16 protein-coding genes are annotated in these 16472 nt (G+C 54.9%); 15 read left to right on the forward strand and 1 reads right to left on the reverse strand.

The annotated features are described in order from the left end of the window. The first annotated feature begins 14 nt into the window (after nucleotides 1–14). The 5 genes from MHI43_RS05860 (at nucleotide 15) to MHI43_RS05880 (ending at nucleotide 4981) form a co-directional block, all read left to right on the forward strand. Complete coding sequence (locus MHI43_RS05860; RefSeq protein ID WP_036662214.1) at nucleotides 15–1508, forward strand: ABC transporter ATP-binding protein; 1494 nt, start codon at nucleotides 15–17, stop codon at nucleotides 1506–1508. After that, nucleotides 1508–2575, forward strand: coding sequence for an ABC transporter permease (locus MHI43_RS05865; protein ID WP_036662215.1), 1068 nt, complete (start codon nucleotides 1508–1510; stop codon nucleotides 2573–2575). Before MHI43_RS05860 ends, MHI43_RS05865 begins: the two co-directional genes overlap by 1 nt. Next, entirely contained in the window at nucleotides 2559–3482 is a 924-nt protein-coding gene (locus MHI43_RS05870) for an ABC transporter permease (RefSeq protein ID WP_036662216.1), read from the forward strand. Before MHI43_RS05865 ends, MHI43_RS05870 begins: the two co-directional genes overlap by 17 nt. 91 nt (nucleotides 3483–3573) lie before the next feature. Further along, on the forward strand, nucleotides 3574–4248 hold the full coding sequence (locus MHI43_RS05875; RefSeq protein WP_012819305.1) for a sulfite oxidase-like oxidoreductase: 675 nt from the start codon (nucleotides 3574–3576) through the stop codon (nucleotides 4246–4248). A gap of 1 nt (nucleotide 4249) precedes the next feature. Further along, entirely contained in the window at nucleotides 4250–4981 is a 732-nt protein-coding gene (locus MHI43_RS05880; protein ID WP_009594362.1) for a nucleoside phosphorylase, read from the forward strand. Nucleotides 4982–5101: 120 nt separating this feature from the next. Here MHI43_RS05880 and MHI43_RS05885 read toward each other — a convergent pair whose 3' ends face one another. Continuing rightward, nucleotides 5102–5572, reverse strand: a complete 471-nt coding sequence (locus MHI43_RS05885; protein ID WP_036662217.1) for a DinB family protein — start codon at nucleotides 5570–5572, stop codon at nucleotides 5102–5104. Nucleotides 5573–5818: 246 nt separating this feature from the next. On the opposite strand from MHI43_RS05885, the gene MHI43_RS05890 reads away from it, so the two are divergent. The 10 genes from MHI43_RS05890 to MHI43_RS05935 all read left to right on the forward strand — a co-directional run bounded on the left by MHI43_RS05890 (nucleotide 5819) and on the right by MHI43_RS05935 (nucleotide 16384). Further along, on the forward strand, nucleotides 5819–6337 hold the full coding sequence (locus MHI43_RS05890; RefSeq protein ID WP_036662218.1) for a TetR/AcrR family transcriptional regulator: 519 nt from the start codon (nucleotides 5819–5821) through the stop codon (nucleotides 6335–6337). Nucleotides 6338–6459: 122 nt separating this feature from the next. Then, a complete protein-coding gene (locus MHI43_RS05895) occupies nucleotides 6460–7416 on the forward strand; it encodes an NAD-dependent epimerase/dehydratase family protein (protein WP_036662219.1) in 957 nt (318 codons plus the stop codon). A gap of 519 nt (nucleotides 7417–7935) precedes the next feature. Then, entirely contained in the window at nucleotides 7936–8403 is a 468-nt protein-coding gene (locus tag MHI43_RS05900) for an RNA polymerase sigma factor (RefSeq protein ID WP_036662220.1), read from the forward strand. Beyond that, the gene (locus tag MHI43_RS05905) at nucleotides 8400–9608 is read left to right on the forward strand and encodes a hypothetical protein (RefSeq protein ID WP_036662221.1); all 1209 of its coding nucleotides are present in this window, start codon (nucleotides 8400–8402) and stop codon (nucleotides 9606–9608) included. The genes MHI43_RS05900 and MHI43_RS05905 overlap by 4 nt, the downstream gene beginning before the upstream one ends. A gap of 20 nt (nucleotides 9609–9628) precedes the next feature. After that, nucleotides 9629–9826, forward strand: a complete 198-nt coding sequence (locus tag MHI43_RS05910; protein WP_009594397.1) for a hypothetical protein — start codon at nucleotides 9629–9631, stop codon at nucleotides 9824–9826. 171 nt (nucleotides 9827–9997) lie between these two features. Beyond that, nucleotides 9998–10597 (forward strand): TetR/AcrR family transcriptional regulator, encoded by a 600-nt coding sequence (locus tag MHI43_RS05915; RefSeq protein ID WP_036662222.1) that lies wholly within the window; start codon nucleotides 9998–10000, stop codon nucleotides 10595–10597. Then, nucleotides 10584–11282 carry a DUF308 domain-containing protein gene (locus MHI43_RS05920; protein WP_235201749.1) on the forward strand — a complete coding sequence of 233 codons (699 nt, stop codon included), beginning with the start codon at nucleotides 10584–10586 and terminating at the stop codon, nucleotides 11280–11282. Before MHI43_RS05915 ends, MHI43_RS05920 begins: the two co-directional genes overlap by 14 nt. 279 nt (nucleotides 11283–11561) lie before the next feature. Continuing rightward, nucleotides 11562–13268 (forward strand): trehalase family glycosidase, encoded by a 1707-nt coding sequence (locus MHI43_RS05925; RefSeq protein WP_012819314.1) that lies wholly within the window; start codon nucleotides 11562–11564, stop codon nucleotides 13266–13268. A gap of 217 nt (nucleotides 13269–13485) precedes the next feature. Beyond that, a complete protein-coding gene (locus MHI43_RS05930) occupies nucleotides 13486–15231 on the forward strand; it encodes a sensor histidine kinase (RefSeq protein ID WP_012819315.1) in 1746 nt (581 codons plus the stop codon). Next, the gene (locus tag MHI43_RS05935) at nucleotides 15209–16384 is read left to right on the forward strand and encodes a response regulator (RefSeq protein WP_049788674.1); all 1176 of its coding nucleotides are present in this window, start codon (nucleotides 15209–15211) and stop codon (nucleotides 16382–16384) included. Before MHI43_RS05930 ends, MHI43_RS05935 begins: the two co-directional genes overlap by 23 nt. The last annotated feature ends 88 nt before the right edge of the window (nucleotides 16385–16472 follow it).

Below are 16472 nucleotides of genomic sequence, written 5' to 3' on the forward strand. Positions count from 1 at the left end.
GAAGGCATGACTCGATGCTACTCCAGATGGACAATATTACGAAGAAGTATGGCGAGTTCAGCGCAAACCGCGGCATTGATTTTTCGCTGCGCGCGGGTGAGGTTCATGCGATAGTCGGGGAAAACGGTGCAGGCAAAACGACGCTGATGCGGATATTGTACGGGATGGAGCAGCCAACCTCGGGTACGATTCGGCTGAATGGCAAGGAAGTTTCGTTTGCAAGCCCGCTTGACGCGATTCAAGGCGGAATCGGCATGGTGCATCAGCACTTCATGCTGTTTCCTACGTTTACGATCGCCGAGAATATCGTGATCGGCAATGAGCCGGGCTCAGGTGCCGGGTTTGACCGCAAGCAAGCCGTGAAGATCGTTGAAGGACTCTGCGAAAAATATGGCATGAAGGTGGACCCGCGCGCCACCGTAAGCAGCAGCGCCCCCGGCGTGCAGCAGCGGGTTGAAATATTGAAGGTGCTGTATCAGGGAGCCGAAATCATCATTCTGGATGAGCCGACGGGCGTGCTGACGCCGCTCGAGGTGCAGGAGCTCCTGGATGCCATTAAACAGCTCTCCAAACAGGGAAAAAGCTTTATCCTGATTAGTCATAAGCTGAACGAGGTCCTTGACGTGGCCGATCGCATTACGGTGCTCCGTGACGGTGCCGTCACGGGCGTGGTGGAGAAGGGGAACACCGATGCCCACCAGCTCTCCCGTCTCATGGTCGGCCGCGAGCTGATGGAACTGGACCGCAAGCCGATCACGCCGGGCGAGAAGGTGCTGGAAGTATCGGACGTCTCGATCCGCGGAACGAAAGGCAAGCCGGTTCTGGACGGCGTAAACCTGGAAGTACGGGCCGGCGAGGTTGTCGGGATTGCCGGTATTTCAGGCAACGGGCAATCCGAGCTGCTTCAAGTGATCTCGGGCCTGGCTCAGCCGGACAGCGGCCGGATTGCCGTGTCGGGCAAGGACGTAACCGGCATGTCGACAAGAGAAATACGGGAGCACGGGTTAGCCCATATTCCGGAGGATCGCTACGTATGGGGTGCCAATAGAACGGCTACCGTGATGGATACCGGGCTTATGGGGCACCAACGTCGCTTGCAGCAGGGCGGCTTCCTCAAACTCAAGGACATTCGTTCGCTTGTATCCGGATGGGTTCAGAAATTCTCCATCAAGACGGGCTCTCTGGAGACCAGCACGCAGTATTTGTCCGGCGGCAATCTGCAGAAGCTGATCGTGGCACGGGAACTGGAGCAGGGAACTCCGTTCCTGATCGCGGCGGAACCGACGCGCGGCGTCGATATCGGTGCCATGGAGACGATTCATGGCGAACTGCTCAAGCGGCGCGAAGAGGGCACGGGTATTTTGCTGGTATCGTCGGAATTAACGGAAATCTTGAAGCTGTCCGACCGTGTTCTGATCATGTATGAAGGCCGGATCGCGGGCGAACTGTCGGCGAAGGAAGCGACAGAAGAGAAATTGGGACTGCTGATGGCGGGAGGAACTCTGTAATGAACAAATGGACTAAATTTACGCTTCCGCTGCTTCAGCCGATTGCCGCAATCATCGTGGGGCTGCTTGCCGGAGCCATCGCGATCATGATTGCCGGCGGCGATATCCTGCAGACCTACGCGGAGATGTGGAAGGGTGCCTTCGGCGGGATGTATTTCTTTACGAATACGCTGTCCCGCGCGACCCCGATCATTCTGATCGGTCTGGGTGCGGCGTTTGCCTTCCGTGCAGGCTTCTTTAACCTTGGCGCGGAAGGACAAATGGTGTTTGGCGCGCTTTCCGCCGCGTTGGTCGGATTGTATATGCCGGGTCCGGGCTGGCTGGTGTGCGTCGTTGCGATTCTTGCCGGCGTTGTCGCAGGGGGATTATGGTCGGTAATGGCCGGATATTTTGATGCCCGGTTCCGGGTGAACCTGCTGATCTCCACGCTGCTTCTGAACTATGTGGCCGTATTGTTTGCGGGTTATCTGGTCGCCTATCCGCTGAAGGATCGCTCGGGTTCGGCCGCGATGGCGCAATCCGAAATGCTCGATAACAGCGTCTGGCTGCCGAAGCTGATCTCCGGCATGCCGCTGCATGTCGGCTTTGTGCTCGCGGTGCTGGCCGCGTTGATTATATTCGTCTTGTTGAAGCGCTCCGTGATCGGCTACGAAGTACGGATGCTAGGCGGCAATCCGCTGTTTGCCCTGTTCGGCGGGGTTAAGCGCGGACCGATGATGCTTGGCGCGATGTTCTTCAGCGGCGGCTTGGCCGGACTTGGCGGGGCCGTTGAAATTCTGGGCTCCCAGTATCGTTATATCGATGGTGCGTTATCTACGGCCGACTATGCCTGGACGGGCATCATGGCTGCCTTGTTGGCAGGGTCGCATCCGATCGGCACGCTGATTGCATCGATTTTCTTGGCCGCGCTTCAGACGGGCGGCATGGGCGTGGAACGGAATACGGAAGTGCCACTTGAGGTAGGAGCGATCATCCAAGCCGTGCTGATTCTGTTTATCTCCGCCCGATTCACATACAGCTTCCTGAAGCGCAGAAAGGGGAACAAATCCGATGGAACAGCTGTTTGACCTTGCTTTAATCAACTCGGCCCTCCGCGTGCTCACTCCGATCCTGCTTGCGGCTCTCGGCGGTGCCCTGTGTTCGCGCGTCGGATTGTTCAACGTCGGTTTGGAAGGCTTTATGCTGCTGGGGGCTTTCTCAGCCGTGGTGGGGAACCACTTTTTCGGCAACGTGTTTTACGCGATTTTGTTCGCGATTGCGATCGTGTCGGTCTTTTCCTTTATCTTTGCTTACCTCAGCATTAATCTGCAGGCCAACGTCATCGTGGTCGGTATCGCGATGAATGCGCTGGCGGCAGGATTGACCACATTCAGCTTGCGGGCTATTTTTGATGTGAAAGGTGCTTTTTATGATAATACGATGGTCGGGCTGCCGAAATGGAACATTCCGATTATCGAGGATATTCCGGTGATCGGTCCCATTTTGGCGGGCCTGACGCCGCTTGTGTATCTGTCGTTTTTGATTGCGGGCCTCATGTGGTATTATTTCTATCGCACGAAGAACGGCTTCCGTTTTCTGGCTGCCGGCGAGAATCCGCTCGCTGCCAAAAGCGTGGGCATTCGTGTAAGACGGTATCAGTATGGAGCCGTACTCGCGAGCGGCGTGTTATGTGCGCTTGCAGGCGCGCAGCTGTCGCTTGGACAGGTGACGATGTTTACGGAAGGCATGACGGCCGGCCGCGGCTTTATCGCGCTCGTCGCCACGATGCTGGGCCAATCGGGTCCGCTTGGGGTGACGGCGGCAAGCCTGCTGTTCGGCTTTATGGATGCACTCAGCATCCGGTTCCAGGGGCTGGCGCTGCCTACGCATTTTACGCAGATGCTGCCTTATGTCGTAACGATTCTGGCGATGTTCTTCTTTAAGGATAAAAGCTTCCAGCAGGACGCGCTGAAGCAGGGATCCAGCTCCAGATAAGCGCGTAGTCCGCTACGCGACAACCTGTAAATGAAGTCATCCCGTCGATAAGCGGATACGAAAGCGATCAAGCGTAAAGGAGATGAACTTGGTGCATAAAAAAGCAGAACGTTTGAAGAAAATGAAGCCGGTGGCGGTGGGCAACCTGACCGAAGAGCAGCGGGCCAAGCTGCCGCCGGGGCAGACGCTGACCGAGAAGTTCCCGATTTTGCATGAAGGGGAGGTTCCCCATTACGACATGTCGGAATGGACCCTCAGGGTTTTCGGCGAAGTGGAAGAGGAACGGACCTTTACGTATGAAGATATTTTGGCGCTGCCAACGGTAACCGTGAACACCGACATTCACTGCGTTACGCGCTGGTCCAAGTTCGATACGGTATGGGAGGGCATCCTGTTCCGGGATTTCCTGGCGGGCTTGAAAATCAAGCCGGATGCCAAATACGTCATGTTTCATGCCGATCCCGATTATGACACGAATGTGCCGATCGAGGATTTGCTCCGTGACGATGTGCTGCTGGCCTATCGTTTCAACGGCGAGCCGCTGACGGACAAGCACGGCTGGCCGCTGCGCACGGTCGTGCCGCACCGCTATTTCTGGAAGAGCGCCAAATGGCTGCGCGGCATCGAGTTTATGAAGGAAGACCGCCCGGGCTTCTGGGAACGCAACGGCTTCCACAACGAAGCGGACCCGTTCAAGGAAGAGCGGTTTAGCGGCGAGGCGCTGGATATACCCGAAGACGAATGGACACGTAAGGAGTTTGACTAATATGTTGATGCCTATTTTGCAAGTGAACTCAGAGGATATACCTGAATTTGTGATCGTCTGCGGCGATCCGAAACGCGCGGAGACGATATCCCGTAAGCTCGAAAATGCGCGCGAGCTGGCGTTCAGCCGCGAGTACCGCACTTTCGTGGGGACGTATGAAGGCGTTGAACTGGCGGTAACCAGCCATGGCGTCGGCTGCCCGGGAGCGGCCGTTTGCTTCGAGGAGCTGATCCGCGCGGGGGCGAAGACCTTGATTCGCGTGGGCACCGCCGGGTCTTATCGGGCGGACACCCCTGCGGGGAGCCTTGTGGTCAGCACCGCGGCGATCCGTACGGACGGTCTGACGAAGCAGCTGGTACCGGACGGTTTTCCGGCGGTTGCGGACAGCCAGGTGGCGGAGGCGTTGTACGAATCCGCGCTCGCGATCGGCGAAGGCGTTGTGCGCAAGGGCATAACCGTCACGCTGGACGTGTTCTTTAACGGAGTCGAGGAAGTGCCGCACCAGAAATATAAAGCGGCGGGCGCGCTCGGCGTCGAGATGGAAATTGCGGCGCTGTACGTCGTTGCGGCGATCCGCGGCGTTCGCGCCGGCGCGATTGTGGCCATGGACGGCTTTGCCGACGCCGACCTTGCGGCCGAGTACGATCCGAACACAAACGTGGTTGCCGACGCGGTGGAGCGCGAGATTAACACCGCTTTGCAGGCCGTGGTGAAGCTGGCGAAGCAAGGCTAACCAGGGATAGAAGAAAGCCGGATTTACCTCAGCATAAGCTGCAGGAAATCCGGCTTTCTATTTTGAGTAAGAGGTAATTCCTTTGATAACTTAAAGCGGCAATCCAGCCGTGTCTTGTTTCTACTGCTTTGCCGGCTGAAGCGTGAAGAAGGGAACCTTCTCGATTCCGACTGCCCGCACGTAAGTAAACAACTGCCCTTTATGGTGGATTTCATGGTCGACCATATTGTTTAACCACACTTTGCCGGGCGCTGTGAACCCATTGAAGTCCAGCGGCTGCTCAAGCTGGCTGTCGGACAATTCGGCAAAAAGGGTCGTAGTCGATTCGGTCGACGCTTGCACGATATTTCGAATGTCATCGATGGTCTCGAATTGGGTGGAAATCGAGGGTGGAGTAAACGAGCCATTTTGGATGGAACGCAGGAACATATCCGAGGCTGCCGCAATATGAACAGCTAATCCGCCCAAGGTATAGGCATGATCCCACGGTTTATAATCCAAATGCTCGCTCTGTACGTCCTGCAGCAGCTGAAGCAAGACCGTACGGTGTCTATGCCATCGTTCGAATTGCTGTTGACCTTCATGACTCATGGTTGATCCTCCTTGATCGATTACAGGATAAAGTCTTGGAATAGGCTCCCGTCTTATTTGCGGTTCATAAACACAATTCGATAAGAAATAGCGGATTCCTCCCCTATGCTCAAGCTATCCCAGGTGTTGAATTCAATAATTTTGGAAGAAAACAGTTGCAAAAGGAAAATGGACCGTATATACTGAGTTCAATTAGCGATTGGTCAATCAATAATAAATTAAAACGAGTGAGAGGAGGTTGGTTGAATGGCTAGAGCTTCAACTTCTGCGAATCGGCGAAATGAAATCGTGGCAGCAGCAATCGAAGTGTTTGCAGAGATCGGATACTATCGCGCGACCACGGCTCAGGTTGCCGAACGGGCAGCGATATCCCAGCCTTACGTCTATCGGTTCTTTACCAAGGAATCGCTGCTCGTGGAATCGCTGACGGTCTCCTGGAAGCGCATCGTGCAGGCATTTCAGGGGGTCATCGATTCCGCTGCTCCGGAGGAACTGGAGACGGGCCTGATCCGGGCGTACGAAGGGATCGTGCAATCCCATCGCAGCGAAATCTTGCTGCAGATGCAGGCGCAGACGATCCAGGAAGCGCCCATCCGCGAAGCGATGCAGCAGGGAATGAACGAGGTGAAGGACCTGGTCCAGAATGCTTTCGTGAAAGCGGGATTCGAGGATGCCGACAAGAAAACCTCCGATTTTCTGGCCCGGGGGATGCTGTGCAATGTAGCCATGGCGATGGATATGCCGAATATGATGCCCAAAAGATAAGGCGCGCGTCGATGTGCCGCACCGCGTACTGCATCAGGTTGTGCGCGGTGGAGAAAGGGCATTTCTTTTTTAATCAATTGTGATTGATCAATCAATTATTTTAATGTGAGGAGAGATTAACGATGAAAAAAGCGATTGTTTTGGGTGCAACAGGCGGCGTAGGGGCCCCATTGACGGCGGAACTGGTGAAGCGCGGAATTCAAACGGTAGCCTTCGGCCGTTCCGTTAAGAAGCTGAATGAGCTGGCTGAGCGGTTGGACTATTCTCCTCTGCTTACGCTGGAAACGGGAGATGCCTTTAAACCGGAGGATATCCGAAGAGCCGCGGAAGGGGCCGATGTTATTTTTCACAGTGCGAACATGCCTTACCACGAGATGGAATCCAGGCTGCTGCCGCTGGGTGAATCGGTCATGACGGCTGCGGAGAAGCTGGGGACCAGGGTTGTGGTGGTAGATGGAATTTATCCGTATGGCAGACGCTTAATGGAAAAGGCAACGGAGGATCACCCCAAAAAACCGCATACCCGTAAGGGCAAAATAAGATTGGCCTACGAGCAGCTGATCTTCTCGTCGCGCTGGCATAAAGCAAACCCTCTTATCGTAAGACTGCCCGACTACTATGGCCCTTCTGCGCAGGCATCCTATTTATCCGTCACGATGGAAGCCATTGCTGCCGGGAAGCCAACCGCCTTCATCGGCAACATGAGCGTTCCCCGAGAATACGTCTATTTGCCGGATGCCGCCCGCATGATCGTAGAGATTGCCGAGAGAGAGGAGTCCTACGGGCAGAACTGGCATATCCCCGGACCGGGCGTGATTTCAGGCCATGAGCTGGTGCGGATTGCGCAGCAGGCTGCCGGAAAGCGCAAGGCGGTAATGCCGCTCGGACGAATCGGGCTCTCCCTGATCGGGTTATTCAATCCGGTGATGAAAGAGGTGGTTGAGATGCTGTATTTGACCGAGGAGCCTTTGGTGCTGAGCGGCGAGAAATACGAGCGCCTGATCGGTCCGATTCAATGGACGCCTCATGAGCAGGCGATTGCGGCGACTATGAGGAGTTTAATGAAAAAACGCGCATGAGCAGCGGAAGCCATAAAGAGTGGCGCAGCAGCGATATCATGATATGCGAAGGGATTATTTTTTGGATATTAGTAATTGATCAATCAATAATAAGTCGAGGGTTTCTCTCTCGAGTTGTTGTCTCCTCGAAGGAGGTGAATCCAATATGGCTAAACTTCAGCTCAAGTTTATGGACGGTTTCTTTGCGGCTGTTATGCTGGTGTGCATGCTTAGCTGGTGGGATTAAGGCATCAGGGAAGAGGAGTTGTTAGCGGCTGAATGAAAATAGAAGGAGGATGCAAGCATGAAGGAAGAGATGCGTTCGATATGGTTTTCCAGGCACTCGCTCTTGCTGGGCGCAGTAGCCGTACTGCTGGTGCTGTTCTCCATGTGGGATTAATGTTCGTTAACACGCTGACCGCGAAGACGGTCGGCGTGTTTTTGATTGGTTGAAAAATAATTTTGAGAATATCCATCAGTTTCTTTTTCCCAAACGTTATATTAACAGAAAAGACAAAACGAAAAGTGAGAGGTTGGCTAATGCAAGTATGTGATCTCTATGAAAACCTGAAGGACGATGTCCAGCGTTATGCCAGATCCATCGCCAAGCATGCTTACGAAGCGGATGATCTGGTCCAGGATGCCTTTATGAAAGCCATCAAGGAGCCGAACCTGGCAGCGCTGCCCCTTCACAAGCAAAAGGCCTGGTTCTTCAGAGTCGTCAAAAATCGCATGATCGATATTAGCCGCCGGGAGAAGCGGCTCGTATCGTGGGAGGATGATCTGGTCTTCGCCGAGCTCCCCGTTTCAAGCCGCAATATAGAAATGACGGAATGGCTCGCCCGTTTGCCGCAATCGCAGAGCGATATCGTGTTTAAGCGCTTTTGGCTCGGGATGTCCAGCCAGGAAATCGGCGACCAGCTGGGTATGCCGGCAGCCACGGTTCGTTACAAATTGCAAACCGCCATCAAAAAATTGAGAAAACTATGGGAGGAAGATATGAAATGAGCAGAATCATCGAGAATGTAGGGATGTTGGATCTTACGCAGGCAACGGAGGAAACCGTAACAAGCATCGAACGGATCGGAAACGTAGGTCTCGTAATATACCGAGCAGAGACGGCACACCTCCTCACGCTGTTGAAAAACACAGGCAATATCGGCAAGACGATTGAAATCCCCGAGGGACACCGTTATTACAGCGGCACGCTGCGGCTGAACGAGGAATATTTTCAGCTCTTGGAGCAGCCGGACCGCGTATTCGTTAACGGCACGGTCATCATCGATAAAGGAGTATCCCTTGAAGCATTCCAGAGCGGCACGCTGCACCTGGTGGTTAACGGCGAGGTCTATGCTCCACGGCATCTGGCCGCTGCCGTTACCTCTGCATTCCTCAAAGTGGGAGGCGCCAGCGCGGAGATTCACGCTTACGAATACGAACCCCGGTTCGAGACCGGGAAAGTGCAGTTGAACAATGCATATCTGGCTTCCAGCAGCGAGCCTATGGAGCTGGTCTTGAACGGCATGGTTCATCTGGATAAGGAGCTGGATATGGAGCAGTTTTCGGCCCGGATTGAAAAGATCCAAGTCAACGGCAAGGCGATTATCCATGAACATCAATCCCCTTATTTCTACGATAAATTGAAAAAGATTAACGGCTTGGTCGAGGTGATCCCGGCAGGATTCGAGTATGTAACCAAACCGTTACGGCTAAACGCAAGAAGCGTGCGTCGATTTAAAGGCCATAAGCTCTACACGAATAAGCCGCTCATTCTCGAGGCGGACGTGACCCGGGACGCCTTCAGCCAGGCCGTGTCGGAGATACAGTCCACTTCGTTCATCATTTGCGGCGAAGAGATCGAAGATCTGGTCTGGGAGCGCTGCCCCAACCTGAATACGGAAATCGTAAGTTATGAGCGGCTGTTTGTGTTCATCAGCGGCGAGGAGACCTGGTCGAGGGATCAGCTTGCGGCTTTGGGCCACCCGGCGAGCTTCATTGTTGACGGGACGCTGACCTTTGACGATGACGTCACCGAGGAAGATATTAAGGCTTCGATGTCCTCCCTGGATCTCTTCGGCGAAGTCGTTGTAGGGGAAAAAAGAATTAAAGGCATTTTGTACCCTTACCTTCGAGCAAACAATGGAAGTATTATAGTGAAGGGGACGGAAGAAGAGCTTGCAGGTATTGGTAATGTCGGAATGTTGTCGCTATAAAAAGAAATGAGGAATGAAACATGAATATCAATAATGAAGATATTGCCAAACAGCATGTTCGCGATCTCCGTCAGGAACTGGAACGATGCCGGATGGCAACGAAATTGCGCTCGAAACGCAATGCAGCGGCCCACGCCGCAAAGACCGCACGCACGGTCGAAGGAAAGTGGAAGGCGCTGCTTGAAACCATCATCATGATGGGAAGAAGAATGCTTTAATCGGTTGAGCCGGTTAAGCTACAAATCCTAATTCTTATGAATCGTCGATGCGATAAGCATCGGCGATTTTTAGTTTTTTTTGCCTACCGGTAGTTAAAAAACATTGACATCCTTCGTCATCCATCTTAAAATTCTACCTATCGGTAGGTAAAAAAGGGGGCGGGTGACAGCGTGAAAAAGAAGGATTTAACCTCGCAGCAAATCGTCGAGGCTGCCATCGGATTGTTTGCGACACATGGCATCGAGAAGACCAGCCTGGCGATGATTGCCGGCGAAGTGGGCATTACGAAACCGTCGATTTACTATCACTTTGCGTCCAAGGATGAACTGGTGGAGCGGATCTTTGAATACATGTTCAGCGATTATCATTTCGATCATTATTTCTCCCTGACCGGGCTAAATGAGTTTAACTTTGCAGAGCAGCTGTACCAGGGCGGGCTGCGCATGTTTCCCGAGGAGGAAGAAGCCTTCGTGCCGGTGATGCGCCTATTGAACGAGTTCATGCTGACCGCAAACCGGAATGCCAATTACGGCCAGCGGGTAGCTGCTATGCAGCAATCGTTCCTGGACGGCTTTCGGGAATTCATGAAGCTGGGGGTCGACTTCGGGCTCGTCGATCGTCAGCATGCGGATTCCAAGGCCTATGTTCTGGCTCTGGTCATCGATAATATCACGAGTTATATCCTGATGGAGATTCCACTGGACTATCAAGCGGTCTGGAAAGAAGCGGTGAACAGCGTTCTCAGGAAAGGAGCGGATGCCATTGAATAACGAGAGGGAATACAGTGATCTCGGATTATCATGGGCAGACCGGATGCTGGTATGGGCGGTGCCGCCTTTATTAGGCGCGGTGGTCGGCTGGTTTCTGCCTGCGATTGCGGATTGGGCCACGGGCCTGGCTTGGGTTCCATTTCAAGGACCCTTGGAGTTGATCGCATCGATCCAGGGCCCATGGGTTGTTATCGTAACCGCTGTTGTGGGACTGCTTGCTGGTACGGTGCTCTCTCACTTAGCCATTAAAGAAAGCCTTGCGGTTCGCCTGTCGGACAAGGAGATTACACTCCGCGTTCATGAAGCTGAACAAACCTTTACGAGAGAAGAAGTTTCCGCTGCCTTTATGGACGGCAAGCAGCTGGTCCTCCTGGGCAAGGAAGGGGAGGAGCTCTATCGCGAGAAACCCGAAGCCAAGCGGGAAACGGTGGCCGAAGCCTTCAAGCGGCACGGTTACTCCTGGAAAGACCGCGATCCGTTCGCCGATCATTACGTCAGATGGGTTGCCGATTCGCCGGAACTGACGCCTAGCATGAACGCGCTCTTCCTGGCACGGGAGAAGGCCATCGAGAACGAGGATCGAGAGGACGCGGCTGATCTGCGCGGTGAACTATCGAAGCTGGGCATTACCGTGCGCGATGACGGAAAAAGACAATATTGGCGTCAGCACGGGCAGAAGCCATAACAGGCATAGCAATCATGAGGGCTGACTGGTCCGATAAACGGACGATCCCGGACGGAGATTGAATCCGTTCCCTCCGACCGGGATGACCGTCATCGGCTGCGGTCACCCCAGACATTCGCCCGCACATTTGTATCCCCTCATATCGAACAAAATGACACCTCCCTCGCTAAAGCAAGCGTGCCCCGAACAATATCCCTCTATCGGCAAGACATCCGTCAGTCCTCTCCTTCCTTGGGAAGTTTTACAATGAAAGCGATACCTCAGCGAAGGAGATGTCCTATGAATTTTGATCTGAATATCGTACCTTTCAGCCGAAGAGAGTCCTTCTTGGCGATATCCCTCCTGCCAGCGGCCAAGGATCGCAGACAAGGTCTTTACCTGCGAACCGTCCGCGGAGGGGATGACAAGTTTGGCGAGGCGTTTCTGATAGAACTGCTAAACCGGCAGAACGAGCCGGTTCCGTTTGAACCTATTGCATCACCCGACAACATCAGGCTAACGGCATCCGATTCGTTAGGCCATGCGGATATTTGCATATCGGACTCCCGGACCGTGCGATTCCGCTCGGAAGGCTGCGGCATCCGGCTTACCTTTTTCCCCGCCGCGTATGATTACGCCTATGAGACCCATCCGGACAGCTGGGAGGTGAACAGCTTCACGCATGGCTGCCGCTTCATGCTGACCCGGCTTGCGGGCCAGATGGGCATGGAGGTTGAATGGAACGAGATCAAGAGCTCGCGGGTGACCGCCGATTTCTTCGTGGATCCTGCACACAATGTGGCCGAATTTGCGGTCGAAGAGTTCATGACCGTCTTGAAGCCGCGCGGCGAATGGGAGTCCTTCGACGATGCGGTTGTAAGCGCTCGCGAGGATTACGCCAGATGGCTGAACAGCACCCTTGCCGTTTCTGAGCAGTGGCAGGAAGCAAGGGAGCTCGCCGCCTATATTACCTGGTCCTGCGTGGTTCCCGCCGAAGGCTGCCTGACCCGCCCGGCCATGTATATGTCCAAGAATTGGATGACCAACATCTGGAGCTGGGATAACTGCTTTAACGCGATGGCTCTCGTGCGGCATCAGCCGGAGCTGGCTTGGGACCAGCTCATGATCTTTTTTGACCGGCAGGATGAGAGCGGCCTGATCCCGGACTTCGTGAACGATAAATACGAGCTTTGGAATTGCAACAAACCGCCGATTCACGGCTGGACGCTGGCCTGGATGATGCGTCGGACGGATTACATCAAGGAGGCCCAGCTGCGCGAGGTCTATGGCCCTCTAGCGAAATGGACGCAGTGGTGGTTCACGCACCGGGATCATGACGGCGACGGCATTCCCCAGTATAACCACGGCAACGACTCGGGCTGGGACAACAGCACGGCGTTCAATAACGGCATTCCCGTCGAGAGTCCCGACCTTGCCGCTTATCTGATTATCCAGATGGAGACGCTGGCCGAAATCGCGGGTTTGCTGGGCCTGTCGGAGGAGTCGGCCGGATGGAGACGGAGAGCGGACGATACGCTGGACCGCATGATTCGGCACTTCTGGAAGGACGGCCGGTTTACGGCCTGCCGTTCGGGAACGCATGAGCCGTCCGAAGGGGACAGCCTGCTGCTGTTCGTTCCTATCCTGCTGGGTAAACGCCTTCCCGAGTATATCCGCACGGCTCTGCTGGAAGGGCTTCGGGATGAAAGCCGATTTCTGACGAGCAACGGCTGGGCGACCGAAAGCGTAAGCAGCCCATACTATAAGCCGGACGGATATTGGCGCGGACCGATCTGGGCTCCTTCCACGATGCTGCTGGTCGAAGGGGTGGCGGCGGCCGGCGATAAGGAGCTGGCCATGGAGATTGCGCAGCGGTACTGCCGAATGGTCAGTCTCAGCGGCATGGCCGAGAATTTTGATGCCCTGACCGGAGCCGGGCTGCGCGATCGGGCGTTCACCTGGACCTCCAGCGTATTTTTGATTTTGGGACATGAATACACGTTATAACTGTCACGGAATGACACTTCTTCCCGGGCTTTTGACCTTGCGGAGGAGGTGCTTTTTCCGTTTCCTCTCATTTTCCAGTTGCCGCCTAATTACAAGCCCTTTGTTCAGGTTTATAATGAAAGCGGTATCACGGGATCTCGTAAGCAGTACAGCCGCATGGCGAACGATCGGATGGATGTTCACGATACGATTCGATACGACAATGGGGAGAGTAATCATGAATTTTCAGGGAATCAAAGACCGAGCCGGACGGATGTTCACCGGCACCTATCACAGTATAAGAACCAAGTTGCTTACCTGTTTTTTAGTCGTCACCTTGATTCCGCTGTTCTCGCTTGGCGGACTTTCCTATGTGCAATCCGCTAAAGTGATTAACTCCCAGTTCGGCAAATACGGCGATAATGCCGTAGCGCAGCTGGAGCAGCAGACCAGTTCGGCTTTGGGGCGGATGAAGCAGACGGCGGAGACGATTTATTCCTACCTGCTGGACCCGAGCCATTCGGGAATCGGGAACGGGACGCCGTCCACCTATGGCGACATCATGGAGAAGAACGATTTCGAATCGTTGTTGAAGTCCCTGCGGACGCAGCTGACAGCCGGAATCTACATCATAACGAGCTCCGGTTATTACTATGGGGAGAACAACCTGGACGTGAACAAACTCGGCAATATCCCGGCGTGGAACGCCAGGCCGAAAGCCTATGCCGGCACCTATTGGCTGGGCTTCTATCCGCAGGATCATTCCATTAATAACAGCGATAGCGACAACGTGCCTGTCCTAGGATTGGCGGTGCCGATCCATCACCCGGACAAGGCTCAGAACGGCAGCGTCATCCTGATCGAGGAGAACGCCGAGGAGCTGCTGCGAAGTTATGCCAAGTTCGAGGCCGACACGCATGCCCACCTGCTTATTACATCGCCGGACGGCACGGTCGTGTATGAGACGGACGCTCCGTATACGCCCCATGACAGCGATGTGGCCTGGACCCGGACGATTGACGCCAACCAATGGACCATGGAAGCCAGAATTCCCGCCAAGGCGTTCTATCAATCCTCGGACGTGATCCGGGCGAACACGATGGTTGTTGCCATCGTCTCCTGCCTGCTCGCTTTTGGCATCGCCTATCTGTTCTCCTCCCGGTTCACTTCGCGGATCCGGACCTTGAAGGACTCGATGCAGAAGGTAAGCTTCGGCAAGCTGGATACCCGTACGCCGATCGAGGGGAGGGATGAGCTGGGCAGCCTCGACATGAGTTTTAACCGGATGGTAACGGGCGTGCAGACCCTGATTGGCGAGGTGGAGCAGAGCGAGCGGCTGAAAAAAGAGGCCGAGCTGCGCGCATTCCATTATCAGATCAACCCCCATCTGCTGTTCAACACCCTGAATTCCATCCAGTGGAAGGCCCGGCTGCAAGGCGCGGAGGACATTCGCCAGATGCTGTACCATTTGACGATGGTGCTGGAGGGAAATCTGGATATTTCCCAGGAGCTCGTTACCCTAAACAGGGAGCTGCGCATGATCGGCCACTTCCTGAAGATTCAGGAAATCCGGTACGGCGAAGTATTTCGTTATCGCCTGGATTGCGATGATTCGCTTCTGCCGTATTTGATTCCGCGGATGACGCTTCAGCCGCTGTTCGAGAATATATTTTTCCATGCCTTTACGGACGGGCAGGGAGAGATCCATGTCAAGGTCGAGGAGGATCATGACGAGCTTGTGCTCACACTCCGCGATAACGGAGCCGGCATCAGGGAGGACAAACTGGCGCGGTTGTTTTCGCCGGAGACGAAGCGGAAGGGCCGCGGCGGGCTTGGCGTGCGGAACGCCGACCAGAAATTCAAGCTGCATTTCGGTCCGCTCTACGGACTGAAGGTGCATTCGGTTAAGGGAGAAGGAACAACGATCATCATACGCTGGCCGAAAAGGGAGGAGTCTTTCTATGATGAATACAGGGAACATTAAAGTGATGATTGCCGACGACGAAAGCATTGTGCGCAAGGGACTCCGCTCCACGGTGCCCTGGGAACGGTTCGGGATGGAAGTTGTGGCGGACAGCCCCAACGGCCAGGCAGCTTGGGAGGCTTTTCTGGAGTTTCGGCCGCAGGTCGTCATTACGGATATCGTCATGCCGGAGATGGATGGGATCGAGCTCTCCCGGAAGGTGAAGGAGGCTGCGCCGGAAACCCGGATCATTCTGCTCAGCTGCCACCGGGATTTCGAATATGCCCAGGAAGGGATGCGGCTTGGCGCGTCCGGATATCTGCTGAAAACCGCCTTCGAGGACGAAGAGCTCGAAGCGATGCTGGGTAAATTTCAACGCGAGCTGTCTGATGCGCCGGCCAACGTGTACGGGCTGGAAGAACAGGTTTCCGCCCATTTGTTTGCTTGGCTTAACGGGCACAGCGACCGTTTCCCCGGCGAACTCCGGGAGCTTTGCAGCCGCGCCGGGCTGGGAGAGGGCAAGCGCATTTCGCTGTATCTGATCAAAACGGCGGGCTGCAGCGGCAGTTGGGAGCACCTGCTGAAGGAGCAGGGCTCCGAGGAGCCGGGATTGCGCAGCAGCAAGCGGGTCCCGTACGGCGCGGACAGCTGCTATTGGGCCGTGCCGGATGAACATAAGGAAGCGGCGGACGGGCTGCTGGTGGAGATCAAGAGCCGATGCGGGAAGCTTGCCTGGAATTGGAGGGGAGGCCTTCAGGACTCGGAGGATGTGCAGAAAGCCTTTCAATCCTTGCACAAGGAAGCCGAGCTGGAGCGGGTGTACGGTCTGAGCGGAGAGCAGTGGCCGGAGCCGATCCTGCAGGCGGTTCATCTGCTGCACGAACATCCCGCGGACGAGTGGTCGGCAGCGGAGCTGGCCCAGCAGGTGGGGCTGAGCCGCAGCCATTTTTCGATCCTGTTCAAGAAAACGGTCGGCGACAGCTTCATCGCGTTCCAATATAAGCGCAAGCTCCGCCTTGCTTACGGCCTGCTGCGCGAAACCTCCTTAACGATGCAGGAGATCGCCGAGAAGACGGGACTCGGAGACAGCAAATATTTCAGCAAATGGTTCAAGCGCTGCACGGGTCAGACGCCAAGCCAATACCGTGCCGAACAAAAAGGGGAATCATCGTAAACAAATGAACACCCGCGGGCTAAAGTTCGAACAAAAATACGATCATCTGCGAATCAGCGCACGTTTTGAACCGCTTTCATCCGAGTTA

The sequence above is a fragment of the Paenibacillus sp. FSL H8-0457 genome (assembly GCF_038051935.1).
GTDB lineage: Bacteria > Bacillota > Bacilli > Paenibacillales > Paenibacillaceae > Paenibacillus_AQ > Paenibacillus_AQ lautus_A.

What these genes read in the sequence shown, in the direction of transcription:
- MHI43_RS05860 (WP_036662214.1), top strand. Translation starts at nt 15, where the DNA reads ATGCTACTCCAGATGGACAATATTACGAAGAAGTATGGCGAGTTCAGC.
- MHI43_RS05865 (WP_036662215.1), top strand. Translation starts at nt 1,508, where the DNA reads ATGAACAAATGGACTAAATTTACGCTTCCGCTGCTTCAGCCGATTGCC.
- MHI43_RS05870 (WP_036662216.1), top strand. Translation starts at nt 2,559, where the DNA reads ATGGAACAGCTGTTTGACCTTGCTTTAATCAACTCGGCCCTCCGCGTG.
- MHI43_RS05880 (WP_009594362.1), top strand. Translation starts at nt 4,250, where the DNA reads ATGTTGATGCCTATTTTGCAAGTGAACTCAGAGGATATACCTGAATTT.
- MHI43_RS05885 (WP_036662217.1), bottom strand. Translation starts at nt 5,572, where the DNA reads ATGAGTCATGAAGGTCAACAGCAATTCGAACGATGGCATAGACACCGT.
- MHI43_RS05890 (WP_036662218.1), top strand. Translation starts at nt 5,819, where the DNA reads ATGGCTAGAGCTTCAACTTCTGCGAATCGGCGAAATGAAATCGTGGCA.
- MHI43_RS05895 (WP_036662219.1), top strand. Translation starts at nt 6,460, where the DNA reads ATGAAAAAAGCGATTGTTTTGGGTGCAACAGGCGGCGTAGGGGCCCCA.
- MHI43_RS05900 (WP_036662220.1), top strand. Translation starts at nt 7,936, where the DNA reads ATGCAAGTATGTGATCTCTATGAAAACCTGAAGGACGATGTCCAGCGT.
- MHI43_RS05905 (WP_036662221.1), top strand. Translation starts at nt 8,400, where the DNA reads ATGAGCAGAATCATCGAGAATGTAGGGATGTTGGATCTTACGCAGGCA.
- MHI43_RS05910 (WP_009594397.1), top strand. Translation starts at nt 9,629, where the DNA reads ATGAATATCAATAATGAAGATATTGCCAAACAGCATGTTCGCGATCTC.
- MHI43_RS05920 (WP_235201749.1), top strand. Translation starts at nt 10,584, where the DNA reads ATGCCATTGAATAACGAGAGGGAATACAGTGATCTCGGATTATCATGG.
- MHI43_RS05925 (WP_012819314.1), top strand. Translation starts at nt 11,562, where the DNA reads ATGAATTTTGATCTGAATATCGTACCTTTCAGCCGAAGAGAGTCCTTC.
- MHI43_RS05930 (WP_012819315.1), top strand. Translation starts at nt 13,486, where the DNA reads ATGAATTTTCAGGGAATCAAAGACCGAGCCGGACGGATGTTCACCGGC.
- MHI43_RS05935 (WP_049788674.1), top strand. Translation starts at nt 15,209, where the DNA reads ATGATGAATACAGGGAACATTAAAGTGATGATTGCCGACGACGAAAGC.